The 11,876-nt window shown below is 68.8% G+C and carries 14 protein-coding genes; 5 read left to right on the top strand and 9 right to left on the bottom strand.

Features of this window, described 5'->3' with window-relative positions; all coding sequences use genetic code 11:
• Together ON23_RS11790 and ON23_RS11785 are read right to left on the bottom strand one after the other, a co-directional pair.
• On the bottom strand, positions 1 to 603 hold a 603-nt coding region (locus ON23_RS11790; protein ID WP_039778141.1), incomplete at its 3' end, for a MerR family transcriptional regulator.
• Positions 597 to 1,274 carry a HEAT repeat domain-containing protein gene (locus ON23_RS11785; RefSeq protein ID WP_086006892.1) on the bottom strand — a complete coding sequence of 226 codons (678 nt, stop codon included), beginning with the start codon at positions 1,272 to 1,274 and terminating at the stop codon, positions 597 to 599. The genes ON23_RS11790 and ON23_RS11785, both read right to left, overlap by 7 nt.
• A gap of 85 nt (positions 1,275 to 1,359) precedes the next feature.
• On the opposite strand from ON23_RS11785, the gene ON23_RS11780 reads away from it, so the two are divergent.
• The gene (locus tag ON23_RS11780) at positions 1,360 to 1,974 is read left to right on the top strand and encodes a class I SAM-dependent methyltransferase (RefSeq protein ID WP_039778139.1); all 615 of its coding nucleotides are present in this window, start codon (positions 1,360 to 1,362) and stop codon (positions 1,972 to 1,974) included.
• A 71-nt stretch (positions 1,975 to 2,045) separates the two neighbouring features.
• Positions 2,046 to 2,507 (top strand): DUF8821 family protein, encoded by a 462-nt coding sequence (locus tag ON23_RS11775; protein WP_036501279.1) that lies wholly within the window; start codon positions 2,046 to 2,048, stop codon positions 2,505 to 2,507.
• A gap of 24 nt (positions 2,508 to 2,531) precedes the next feature.
• Here ON23_RS11775 and ON23_RS11770 read toward each other — a convergent pair whose 3' ends face one another.
• The 4 genes from ON23_RS11770 to ON23_RS11755 are packed head-to-tail and all read right to left on the bottom strand — an operon-like array spanning position 2,532 to position 5,772.
• Positions 2,532 to 3,599, bottom strand: coding sequence for a fused (3R)-hydroxyacyl-ACP dehydratase subunits HadA/HadB (locus tag ON23_RS11770; protein WP_276326889.1), 1,068 nt, complete (start codon positions 3,597 to 3,599; stop codon positions 2,532 to 2,534).
• 52 nt (positions 3,600 to 3,651) lie between these two features.
• Positions 3,652 to 4,827, bottom strand: coding sequence for an RNA polymerase sigma factor (locus ON23_RS11765; RefSeq protein ID WP_039778138.1), 1,176 nt, complete (start codon positions 4,825 to 4,827; stop codon positions 3,652 to 3,654).
• Positions 4,824 to 5,231, bottom strand: coding sequence for a YciI family protein (locus tag ON23_RS11760; RefSeq protein WP_039778144.1), 408 nt, complete (start codon positions 5,229 to 5,231; stop codon positions 4,824 to 4,826). The genes ON23_RS11765 and ON23_RS11760 overlap by 4 nt, the downstream gene beginning before the upstream one ends.
• Before the next feature lie 43 nt (positions 5,232 to 5,274).
• Positions 5,275 to 5,772 carry a pyridoxamine 5'-phosphate oxidase family protein gene (locus ON23_RS11755; protein ID WP_039778136.1) on the bottom strand — a complete coding sequence of 166 codons (498 nt, stop codon included), beginning with the start codon at positions 5,770 to 5,772 and terminating at the stop codon, positions 5,275 to 5,277.
• Positions 5,773 to 6,089: 317 nt separating this feature from the next.
• Between ON23_RS11755 and dinB the strand changes: the two genes are divergently transcribed.
• Positions 6,090 to 7,316 (top strand): DNA polymerase IV, encoded by a 1,227-nt coding sequence (gene dinB, locus ON23_RS11750; protein WP_218001093.1) that lies wholly within the window; start codon positions 6,090 to 6,092, stop codon positions 7,314 to 7,316.
• A gap of 18 nt (positions 7,317 to 7,334) precedes the next feature.
• Here the strand turns inward: dinB and ON23_RS39220 are convergent, their stop codons facing one another.
• Positions 7,335 to 7,592 (bottom strand): NUDIX hydrolase, encoded by a 258-nt coding sequence (locus ON23_RS39220; RefSeq protein ID WP_245555933.1) that lies wholly within the window; start codon positions 7,590 to 7,592, stop codon positions 7,335 to 7,337.
• 267 nt (positions 7,593 to 7,859) lie between these two features.
• Between ON23_RS39220 and ON23_RS11740 the strand changes: the two genes are divergently transcribed.
• Positions 7,860 to 8,819, top strand: coding sequence for a patatin-like phospholipase family protein (locus tag ON23_RS11740; RefSeq protein ID WP_039778135.1), 960 nt, complete (start codon positions 7,860 to 7,862; stop codon positions 8,817 to 8,819).
• A gap of 69 nt (positions 8,820 to 8,888) precedes the next feature.
• Here ON23_RS11740 and ON23_RS11735 read toward each other — a convergent pair whose 3' ends face one another.
• Complete coding sequence (locus ON23_RS11735; protein WP_039778134.1) at positions 8,889 to 9,992, bottom strand: winged helix DNA-binding domain-containing protein; 1,104 nt, start codon at positions 9,990 to 9,992, stop codon at positions 8,889 to 8,891.
• Positions 9,993 to 10,134: 142 nt separating this feature from the next.
• Here ON23_RS11735 and ON23_RS11730 point away from each other — a divergent pair, with 142 nt between their 5' ends.
• Positions 10,135 to 10,845 (top strand): YoaK family protein, encoded by a 711-nt coding sequence (locus ON23_RS11730; protein ID WP_083903861.1) that lies wholly within the window; start codon positions 10,135 to 10,137, stop codon positions 10,843 to 10,845.
• A 4-nt stretch (positions 10,846 to 10,849) separates the two neighbouring features.
• Here ON23_RS11730 and ON23_RS11725 read toward each other — a convergent pair.
• A partial coding sequence (locus ON23_RS11725; RefSeq protein ID WP_039778133.1) for an MFS transporter occupies positions 10,850 to 11,876 on the bottom strand: 1,027 nt, incomplete at its 5' end.

The following is an 11,876-nucleotide window of genomic DNA, read 5'->3' as shown; positions in this document are numbered from 1 at the left end:
GGCGATCTCGGCCAGCGCCGACGCCGCGCGACGCCGGACCTCGACATCGGCGGAGTCCAGGCCGGAGGCCACGTTGAGCACTCCGTCCGCACCGGCCCGGGCCAGAGCCCAGCGCAGCGCCCCCGCCACATACGGATCGGATTCGGCGAGCACCGCCTCGGCGAGCAGTTCGGCCGGCATCTCCTCCGCCGGAGCGAGGACGGCCTGCTGCCGCCGGGCGGCATTGGATGAACCGAGTCCGCGCAGGAGTTCGACGATACGCAGCGCGTCCTGCCAGCCGGAGGGTTCGGCCGCCTCGACCGCACGCAGCCGTTCCAGCAGCTCGCGGTCCCGGCTCAGCCGTTCCTCGGTCGCTCGCACGAGGTCGCCCACCAGCGCGGACGGCGTGAAGCCGGGATCGTCGAGGGCGCGCCCGATCTGGGTCAGCGACAGGCCCAGCGATCGCAGACCCTCGACGTGGAAGATCCGCCGGATGTCCTGGACGGAATACTCCCGATAGCCGCCGGTGGTGCGGCCGGTCGGCCGCACCAACCCCAGCGAGTCGTAGTGCCGGAGCATCCGGGCGCTCACTCCCGAGTAGCGGGCCACCTCGCCGATCAGCACGCGGTCGACTCCGCTGGGTCCGGTCCGAGGGCGCGAACCCGCCTGGCCTCGCCGATCGCGAGGTCGAAACCGGCGTCGGGGTCGCGCAGCAGCACCTCGGTGGCGCGCGCGTGGGCGCGCACCACCGGGTCCGGGTTCGTCATGGCCGTGCGCAGGACCGGCTCGATGATCTCGCCCAGGGCGACCAGAGCGCGGCTCAGACTCGATCGCACCTCGCGGTCGCCGCGGCCGAACTGAGTAGCCAGCGCGTCGGCGAGGGCCTGTTTCTCGGCGTCGGGCACCAGGACGACGGCGGCGCGCCACGCGCTGCGCGCGACGTCGTCGTCGGCATCGTGCAACAACTCCCGGGTGATCGCGGGCCATGCGCCGCGGTCCCCGATCTTGGACAGGGTGTGCAGCGCCTGACTGCGCGCCTGGGGCCGGGCCGAACCCAGTTGCGCACGCAGTTTCGGCACCGTGACCTGCGCCGGAAGCCGGGTGAGCGCCCAAGTCAGCATGTCGCGCACGAAGAAATCGGGCTCGATCCCGCACCGCTCGATCAGCGCATCTGCGAAGCCGGGCTCGGGACGGGTGCCGAGCGCCAATGCCGCCTCCAGCCGTGTCGACGAGTTGTTCGCCGCCAGCGCGTCGAGTAGTCGCATGTCCTGTGGGTTCCTGTGGGTCGAGTTCATCGGGACCACCTCCGGCAGTCAGTGAAGACCTTGTCACGATGGCAAGGTCAAGTACACGCACCGGAGCAGAGAAGAGGAACACGTCATGAGCGGACGCACGCCCAGCCAGTGGGAAGAGATCACCGCCGCCGATCCCGCGCATTCGACGTGGTACGTGGAGCGTTTCCGGACGATGGCGGCCCAGGGCGCCGACATCGTCGGCGAAGCGCGCCTCATCGATGCGATGGTCGGGCGCGGCAGCCGAATCCTCGACGCCGGATGCGGTCCGGGCCGGCTGGGCGGCTACCTGTACCGGGCCGGTCATGTCGTCGTCGGCGTCGACGTCGATCCGGTGTTGATCGCCGCGGCGGAACAGGACCATCCCGGCCCGACCTGGCTGGTCGGCGATCTGGCCGAACTGGATCTGCCGAGCCGCGGCATCGCCGGTGACTTCGATGTGATCGTGTGCGCGGGCAACGTGATGACATTCCTGGCGCCTTCCACCCGGGGCGCGGTGCTGTCCGGTTTCGCCCGTCATCTGGCTCCGGCCGGCCGGGTGGTGGTCGGGTTCGGCGCCGACCGGGGTTACGAGTTCCCGCAGTTCTTGGCCGATGCCGAACGGGCCGGACTCAGGGTTGATCTGCGGCTTTCGACGTGGGATCTGCGCCCGTTCACCGACGAGTCGGACTTTCTGGTGGCAGTGTTCTCGCGCGCGCAGTGAGGCCGAGCCTGCCCGATTCGCGACGCACGACGTTGTACAGTTCGACCGACCCACTCGCAGAGGAGTTCGCCATGACCTACGCCGTGGACTTCACTACGGTATCGACCGAAGGCCTCGAATCGTCGCCCGTCGCGCAGGCTCTGGCCGGTCTGCGAGCCAACGAGGCCCGGTACTTCAAGAACAAGTACGACCACGTCTTCACCGTGGAGCCCGCGAAGGAGGCCCAGTCGACGGTCGACTGGGTGAGCCGGATCCTCGAGGACGAGCGTGGCATCGTCATCTCCTCCCGCCCGCTCGAGGCCACGGCCTTCGAAGCGGACGGGATTCGCTTCGCCTACGTCTTCTACGAGAGCGGCCTGTCGATCAACGTGATGTATTCGATCGACGATTCCGGTAAGCGTGCGGTCGGCTTCAAACTGTCCGACGGGATGGAAATCCCCACGGAACTCTCCTCGTTCAAGTTCGCGCGGCAGAAGTCGAAGCTGGCGGGCACGATTCGCGGCTCCTACTTCGTCATCAAGAACCAGTACTGATTCGCCCGGCGGTCGTGGCGGAGGTCAGGCCAGGCGGACATCCGCCGTGGCGAGGCCGAAAACCTTGCGGCCGGCCGACTTCGCGACGATGACGACAACGGCGGTCCTGGTTTCGGGGTCGACCGACTTGATGCGCCCGGTGAACTCCACCGTTCCCGCGGAGGCGGCTTCGATGACCGTGTAGTTCGACAGCCGCACGCTGTATCTGGTCATCGCGCCCGGGTCCCCGAGCCATCCGGTGACGAAGCCGGCTCCCAAGCCCATCGTGAGCATGCCGTGGGCGATCACGTCGGGAAGCCCTGCGAGCGCGGCGATCTCGGCATGCCAATGGATGGGATTCACATCCCCGGAGACCCCGGCATAGTTGACCAGATCGCCGCGCGTGAGGGTCACCGACCGCGCGGGAAGTTCGTCACCGACGGTGATGTCGCCGAACCGGAGCGCGGTCTGCGGGGTGCGTGTGCGTGAGACCGGCGAAAGACGCGCAGTGGTGCCGGATTTCGCAGCCGCCGGCGACGGGCCGTTCGCCGCGGCAGCAGCTGCCGTGGTTCGGGGAGGGGTGTCGAGGCCGCTCATGACGACGCGCTCGATCGTGTCGCTGATCTCGGCGTCGACGTCCGCGCCGGTGAGGCCGAGGACGGTGGTGTGCATGAGCTGCACGACGTCACCGGTCCGGTCGATGAACGTGTTGGTGATGGTGAGCAGGTCCCGGCCGCCGATACGACGCACCGCCGACAGCTCCACATCGCTGATCAACCGGTCGCCGGTGAGCACCGGCTTGTACATCTCGAAGACCTGATCGGTCTGCACGACGACGTCGTAGCCGGTCATGACGGTTTCCAGCAGCCTGCGATTGGCCAGCATCGCGACGGTGGAGATGAAGGTGGTCGGTGCGACCAGACCGGCGTACCCGAGCTCGCCGGCAGCATCCTCACTCCAGTGCGCCGGGTGGAAGTCCTGTACCGCTCGCGCGTACTCGCGGATCTTCTCCCGTCCTACCTCGTAGAAGTCGTCGGTGCGATAGCGATGTCCCACCAGCCCGGTCACATCGAACGTCGCCTCCACCAAGGCCTCTCCTTTGTCCTGTTCCACGAGTGCGACTTCACCTTCTCACACGACACCGGTTTCGGCGCCGATCGAAAATTCACTCGGTGAATGTCGTCGGCTGCTCGGTGCGCCGGCGCAGCAGCCCCCGCACCCGGGCGGCCTCGCGGGTGAGGTGGTCGCGCTCCGGCACGCTGGTGGCGGTGCCGGCTGCCGCGGCATAGCGGTCGGCGGCCTGTTCGAGGTCGCCGGCGCGTTCGAGGAGGTAGGCGTGGACGGCGGCGTATCGAGGCAAGCCGGGGTCCACCGTGTTCAATTCCGCCAGCCCGGCCTGGGGCCCGTCGGCTTCACCGACCGCGACCGCGCGATTGAGTCGCACCACCGGGCTGCCCGTGAGATTCAGCAGTTCGTCGTACCACTCCACGATCTGCACCCAGTCCGTTTCGGCGGCGGTCGGGGCGTCGGCGTGCAGCGCGGCGATCGCCGCTTGCGCCTGATATTCGCCCAGGCGATCACGCGCCAACGCCGCTTGCAGAATCGCGACTCCCTCGGCGATCAACCTTGTGTCCCACCGGGTTCGGTCCTGTTCGGCCAGGGGCACGAGGCGCCCGTCCGGGCCGGTGCGGGAGCTGCGGCGGGCATGGTGCAGCAGCATGAGGGCGAGCAGTCCCGCGACCTCCGGCTCGTCGGTCGCCGCGGCCAGCTGGCGGGTGAGGCGGATCGCCTCCGCCGCCAGATCGATGTCGCCGCCGTAGCCCTCGTTGAACACGAGATAGAGAACCCGCAGCACGGTCGCTGGATCGCCGGGCCGGTCCAGCGGCAGTCCGGCCAGACGCCGCTTGGCCCGGCTGATCCGTTGCGCCATGGTCGCTTCCGGGACGAGGTAGGCCGTCGCGATCTGCCGCGTCGTCAGGCCGCCGACCGCGCGCAGCGTCAACGCGACGGCGGAACCGGGCGACAGCGACGGATGCGCACACAGGAAATAGAGCCACAACGAGTCGTCGGCTCCCGGGACCGGCCCCGTCGGCGGCTCGTGCTCGATCGCGAGTTCTCGCTCCCGCCTCGATGTTTCGGCTCGTGTGGCATCGAGGAATTTTCGCCACGCGGCTGCGACGAGCCAGCCTTTCGGATCTCGCGGTGGGTCGTCCGGCCAGGTTCGCAGGGCCCGAATCACCGCCTCCTGCACGGCGTCCTCGGCCGACGCGAAGTCCGCGCCGCGCCGGACGAGGACACCGATCACCGCCGGCACCAGCTCCCGCAGCAGCGATTCGTTCACTCGGTCACCGTGGGCATCGCGGTGAGCAGCGGGCGCAGCTCGAGCCACTCGCGGATCGGTTTCCCGCCCGCGCCGGGCGCCTCGGACAACTCACCGGCCAGTTCGAGCGCCCGCTCGTAGGTCTCGACATCGATCAGCATCCAGCCGGCGATCAGGTCCTTGGTCTCCGCGAACGGACCGTCGGTGATCGGCGGGCGGCCCTCCCCGTCGGACCGGACGAACGTGCCCTGCGGTGAGAGCGCCCGATGGTCGACGTATTCGCCGCTGGTCTGCAGCCGCGCGGCGAAGTCCTCCATGTACTGCACATGGGCGGTGATCTCCTCCGGCGTCCACTGATCCATCGGCACATCGTTGACCGACGCGGGCGCACCCCGATAGTGCTTGAGCAACAGGTATTTCGGCATCATCGTCTCCTCGATGTCGGCGGCACGGAACCGGCCGTGGTGATCAGGCCTGCTGACGTTCGGCCCGCTGCCGGACCAGCTCCTCGACCGCGGTGGGCAGGGTGGTGTCGAAGTCGATGAGCTTCGCCCAGGTCGGGGTGATGACGATCCGGACCATGCCGTCGTAGAGCGAGCGGACTTCCGCCTCCCACTCCACGCGCTGTTCGGGCGTCATCTCGTAGCTGCCGTTCATCTGCAGGTATTCCTCCGGGATGCCGTCGACGACATCCAGCTCGGCACGCCCGCGCACGAGCAGGATCTTCGGCGGATGGACCTCGGTATCGATCGTCAGCGCGACCTGAGGATTGTGCCGCAGAGAGTGCAGTTTCGGGGCGTTCTTCGTGGTGCAGAGCACGATCTGCGAGCCGTTCCAGGTGAACGCGATCGGGATGTTGCGCGGCGTGCCGTCCTTGGCGACATAGGCCAGGCGCAGCAGGTCGCGCGACAGCAATTCCCGGCTGATCGGACGGTTGAGGATTTCGGTGATCGTGTGCTGTTCCATTGCTGATGCTCCTGTGTCGATGTCGGCGAGCGGGCCGTTCTCGGTTGCTCGTACCCCTGGGACGGAGCCGGTTCGCCGTTCTCGACATCGGCGGAGATCTTTTTCGGAACTCTCCACCGCAGCCGCTCAATCCGGCGAACCTCCCTTCGATTTTGCTTGCATCTCTGCCGCGAGCTGCGGCTGCTCGGCCTCCATCTTCCGGACGTAGGCGACCGCATCACCGACGCTGCGCAGCTCTACGCCGCGCTGGCCGGATCCGGCGACCGCGCCGGCCGACCGGCATCACCGCGATCGGCCGACGCGGTAGGATCGCACATGTGTTCGAATCGGATGTGGGGGCGGCGGCAGGGGAAAGGCGGGGGCGGGCGGCGATTCTGCATGCGGATCTGGATTCGTTCTATGCGTCGGTCGAGCAGCGGGACGCGCCGGAGTTGCGGGGGAAACCGGTGATCGTCGGGGGTGGAGTGGTGCTGGCGGCGAGTTACGAGGCGAAGGCGTACGGGGTGCGGACGCCGATGAACGCGCGGCAAGCGTTGCGTTTGTGTCCGCACGCGGTCGTGGTGCCGCCGCGGATGTCGGCCTATGCGCAGGCGAGCCGGGACGTGTTCGCGATCTTCCGCGACACCACTCCGGAGGTGGAGGGCATCTCCATCGACGAGGCCTTTCTCGATGTCGCTGGGCTGCACCGCATTTCGGGCGCGCCGATCGACATCGCGGCCGGATTGCGGGCACGGGTGCGCGCCGAGGTCGGACTGCCCATCTCGGTCGGCGTGGCGCGGAGCAAATTCCTCGCCAAGGTGGCCAGCGCGGTCTGCAAACCCGACGGCCTGCTGCTGGTGCAACCCGACGCCGAACTCGACTTCCTGCATCCACTGCCGGTCGAACGGCTCTGGGGCGTGGGCGAGGTGACGGCGCGGACGTTGCACGAACACGGCATCACCCGGATCGGGCAATTGGCCGACACCGATCCGATGGAGTTGTGCGGTCTGCTCGGTCGCGCCGCCGGACGGCATCTGCACGCCCTGGCCTGGGCACGCGATCCGCGCCGGGTCGACACCGGCCGGCGACGCCGCTCGATCGGTGCGCAACGCGCGTTGGGTAACCGGCCTCGCACCGATGCCGAGATCGAGGCCTACCTGCACGGCTTGGCGGATCGGCTCGGGCACCGCCTGCGGGCCGCGTCACGGATCTGCCGAACGGTGGTGCTGCGCTTGCGCTTCGCCGATTTCGGGCGCGCGACCCGGTCGCACACTCTGCCGACCGCCACCGACGACGGTGCGACGATCCTGCAGGCCGCCCGCACCCTGCTCGCGGCGGCCCGCCCACTGATCGAGGAACGCGGCATCACCCTCATCGGCCTCGCCCTGACGAACCTGCAGAACACGGACCCGAGACAGCTGATGCTGCCGCTGGATGGCGGCCCGGACACCACGCTGGACGCGGCCCTGGATGCGGTGCGCGACCGCTTCGGCGCCGGAACCGTCACCCGGGCCGCCCTGCTCGGGCGGGGTGAAGGTTTGTCCGTGCCGCTGCTGCCCGACTGATTCCCCCGAGCCCGGACGTCAGTGCGCCGGTAGCAGTCCGCGCGCCACCAGATCATCGAAGAGCACCTGGTCGACGGGCGGCACCGCGGCCCGGGCGGCATAGCTGAACCAGGCGATTTCGGCGATTTCGCTACTGGGTTCGATCGTTCCGGCGTAATCGGCGGTGTAACAGCTCATGCGCACCGAAACCTCGGTGGCGCCGGGCAATTCGGCCTCATAGGTGCCGACGTGGGCGATCGATTCCGGAATCAGCACCACGGTGAGCTCTTCGGAGATCTCCCGGATCAGCGTCTGCCGATCGGTCTCCTCGCCCTCGCGCTTTGCCGCCGGGAATATAGAACTCGTTCTTGCCGTCCGGTCGGGCGCACAGGATCCGTCCGTCCTCGATCAGCACCCAGGCCACGGTGTCGATGAGGCGACGCGACGATTCGATCCGCATCCGCGCAGCCTACCCGGCACTCCCCGGCCGCCCGAGCCTGCGGCGAGGCGTCCGGCGAGGCGTGATAGACAGAGCTGGACGCAGTGATCGGAAGGTGTGGTGCGATGCCGGACAGTACGCGGCCGACGAGCCCGGTGGAGCTGATCGGCCAACGCTTCCGCGGCGGCGGCAGTGCCGGTGAGCATGCCGACGGTTTCCGGCTGGCGCTGGTCGTCGAGGGCGGCTCGGCACGCGGGGTCTATTCGCACGGCATGGTGACCGGCCTGGAAGAACTCGGGGTGCTGCGCTGTTTCGACGCCGTCTACGGCGCCTCGGCCGGCGCGCTGAACGGCGCGTGGCTGCTGTGCGGGCGGGCGGCGCGGGCGCGGCGAGCCTGGCATTCGGATGTGGTGCGGCGGGTGATCTCACCGGCCCGGGCACTGCGCGGCGGTCTGGTCGTGGACACCCGATATCTGGTGCACACCGTGTACGAGCGGATCGTGCCGATGGATTTCGCCGCGATCCTCGGTAATGCGGTCACCTTCCACCCGATCGGCACCGATATCGCCGACGGCAGCGCTGTGGATCTGCGCCCGCACATCAGCGATATCCCGTCCCTGCAGCGTGCGCTGCGTGCCAGCACCTGTATGCCGGTTCTGGCCGGACGTCCGGTGGCGGTGGGCGGTGGGCGCTACGTCGATGCCGGGCTGTCCGAATCGGTGCCGGTCACCACGGCCCGCGCCCAGGGCGCCACCCATATCGTGGTGTTGCGCACCCGGCGGGTCGATGAAAAGCCCAGCATCCCCTCGGATTTCGAGCGGCGCGTGGTCGCACGGGTGCTCGGTGCCTCGGGCCCGACGGTGGCCGAGAGCTGGTTCACCCGTGCGGCGCAGTTCGCCGCCGACGAACACCGCATGGCGAGCGACCCGTCGATTCTGCAGATCCGCCCGCCGCTGGGCGCGCCCACGATCGGCCGGGTCGCCCGGGATTCCACGGTGCTGTTGCGCGCTCTGGATCTGGGCCGCGCCGCCGCCGTGGCGGCGCTCGGGGAGGCCGTTCGATCCGCAGAAGACGTCGCGAGCTGAATCGACTGTGCGGCAAGGGGTAACCGAGTCTTGTGCAGCGCCCTGCCTCGGTGCGCACTCTCGGCGGTCTCAGCCGACGTCGAGATGGTCACGACCCGTCGCCCGGGCGAGGTGGACGGCTTCGGCTCGAAGCAGCTCCGGGTCGACGTGCTCGTCGTCGAACATTCTGACCATGAGGGTGTCGTCGACGGTTTCCCATGTCCCGGCGATCCGGCCGCCGACGAGAACCAAGGGCGAGATCCAGCCGGCGGTCCGGCTGACCTCGGTGCGATGAGCCGGGGGAAGCAGGACCGGATCGGTGGTACCGGGGCCGAGAACGTATTGATCGAAGGGACCGAGCAGGCGGACGGTGTCGGTGGGATCGGTGGCGGCCAGCCCGTCGGCGTCCTCGGTGCGGATCCAGGTCCGGCGGCCCTCGACATCGACTTCGGTGAGCTCAGCACCCAGGTCGGAGAACCATTGGCGGACAGTGGTTTTGCGCAACACCCCGCGCAGGAGCCAGGCATTGAACGCCTCCGGTGTGCCGGGGCCGTAGGCGCCGAGATAGGCGCGGATCAGATGTGCGGCCGCCACATCGGTCGGCGGCAGGCCGGCCCATCCGGTCACCGCACGCGCGGGAGCGGTGAAGGTCACCGACGACCCGCGGGCGGGCCCGTGGCACAGCACTCCCTGCCAGGCCAAGGGTTTCAACAGCGCACCCCAGCCGGAGCGCAACTGCTCGCCCATGGTCGCGAAGCGGCCGTCACGCAGGAGTTCGTCCACCAGTTCCGCCCGGCTGAACACAGCACCGCCGTCGAGCAGTTCGGCCACCGCGTCGGCCAGCGCCTTCACTTCGCCGGGATCGGCACCGAAATTGCGTTGCCACGCCGGCTTCTCCCACGTTCGCGCGGAGGCGATCAGCGCCAGTGCGGCAGCCGCGGTCTCCGGCGTCATCGCATGCAGGGTTCCGCGCATCGCCCACGTCTTCATCAGTTCACCGGCGTCGAGCGCGCGGACCAGCTCCCCCGGAGCTGCCCCGCGTCGCACCGCCACCGCGGTCTCCGCCGCGGATGTCACCTGCGCCTGCACCCCGGCCAGGCGCCGCGCCACCTCCACCGCGCTGCCGCCGTCACGCGCCTCGACGAAACCCCGGCGCAGACGCCACGCGAACACCTGGCCCCATGTGACCTCCACCGCACCTCCCGTATCCGGACACCCGCGATCCGCGGGCTCACCTTACGGCTCGTCACCGACAACTCCCGCAGTCGGCGGTGACCGCCCGCACACCATCAGGCCAATACATGCACATTCATGCATGTATTGCTAGTCTGTTGCGGTGACTCCGAAATCCGAAGACTCCCCCGAGCCGTTCTGGACGCTGGAGACCCGGCTGGCCTCGGCCCTGCTGATCCTGGCCGGATTCGTGGGCGCGGCCGCCTACACCCACTCCGAGGGCTACTTCGTCACCTTCATGACCGGCAATACCGAACGCGCCGTCATCGGCGGCTTCCTCGGCGACTACACCCTCGCGGCCGGGGCCTTCGCCCTGATCGTGTTCTTTCTGGCCGGCGTGCTGGTGGCCTCGCTCTGTCGCCGGCACTGGTGGCGCAATCACCCGCACGGCGCGACCATGCTCGCCACCGCCGCACTCACCGCGGCCGCCGTCCTCGACACGATTCTCTACCGGCACGAGGCCGATCTGGGCCTGGTGCCGATCCTGCTCGTCTCGTTCGCGATGGGTTCGCTCAACACCTCCTTCGTCAAGAAGGGTGAGGTATCCATCCCGGTCACCTACGTCACCGGAACCCTGGTGAAATTCGCCCAGGGCGTGGAGCGGCATATGGCCGGCGGCACCCATCGCGAATGGCTGGGCTACGCGGTGCAATGGTTGTCGTTCGCCGCCGGCGCCCTGATCGGTGGTCTGGTCGCGCTGGTCGTGGAGGGCGCCGACATGCTCTACACCGCGGTCATCGCCTCCGCCATCGTGGCCGCCTACACCTGGCGCGCCGATCTCAGCTGGGTGCAGCGCCACTCCTCCCCGGAGTAGCGAATCACGGCTGCGCGATCGGCGTTCGATGCGGTAGTCCGGCGGCCGCGAACAGTCCGATCACACCGGCCACGCCGAGCGCGAGCATCGCGACCGCGTAGGCATGGCTGCTGAGTCCGGCGACGAGGATGGTGCCGGCGATGGCGGTGCCCAGCGACGATCCGAGATTGGACACACACCGCGACAGTCCCGAGATCTCACCTTGGCGCTCCTCGCCGAACGCCGACTGCACGACGTTCACCGACGGAGTCAGCATCGAGCCGAGTCCCAGTCCGATCAGCAGCAGTCCGGGCGCGAACGCCCACGGGTTCAGCGTGCGCCCGGCCAGTGCGACGAGTACCACGATGCCGGCGACCACGACGACGAAGCCGGCCATGATGAGGGTTCGCTGGGTGAACAGCCGGGCCAATCGCGCGGCCGTCAGCGACGACACCAGCAGTCCGGCGGTGGCAGCCGTGAAGATCACGCCGGTGCCGATCGGATCGTAGCCGCGCACCACCTGCAGATACGCCGAGACCACGAACGAGGTCCCCATCAGGATCAGCCACTGCAACAATTGGGTGGCCAAGCCGAAATTCGAGATGCGGCTGCGGAACAGACTCAGCGACACCAAGGGTTCGCCGCCGTCTCGCTCGGTGACGCGCACATGCCGGAAGAACCCGGCGAGCACCACGACCGCGAGCACGATCAGCACCACAGACCACCGTATATCGTTGTCGGCGGCCAGAATTCCGAGCACGAGCAGCACGAGGCCGGCCGCCGAGAGCACGCTGCCGGTCAGATCCAGGGTGCGGTGCGGATCGGGTGGAAGCGGGTCGCGGACCCGGCGCGTGGAGATCAGGATGGCCGCCACCACCAGCGCCTGAAAGGCGAATGCCGCCCGCCAGCCCAGCCCGGAGGCGATCAGTCCGCCCAGCAGGGGCCCCGCCGCCGCGCCGATTCCGCCCATCGCCATCACCACCCCGAAAGCCCGTGCGCGCGAGGTGGTGTCGGTGAACAGCAGCGTGGTCAGGATGTAGACCGGCGGGATC

The organism is Nocardia cerradoensis NBRC 101014 (assembly GCF_000308535.1).
GTDB lineage: Bacteria > Actinomycetota > Actinomycetes > Mycobacteriales > Mycobacteriaceae > Nocardia > Nocardia cerradoensis.
The sequence above is the reverse complement of the archived record's forward strand: the minus strand, read 5'-3'. Positions and strand labels throughout refer to the sequence as shown.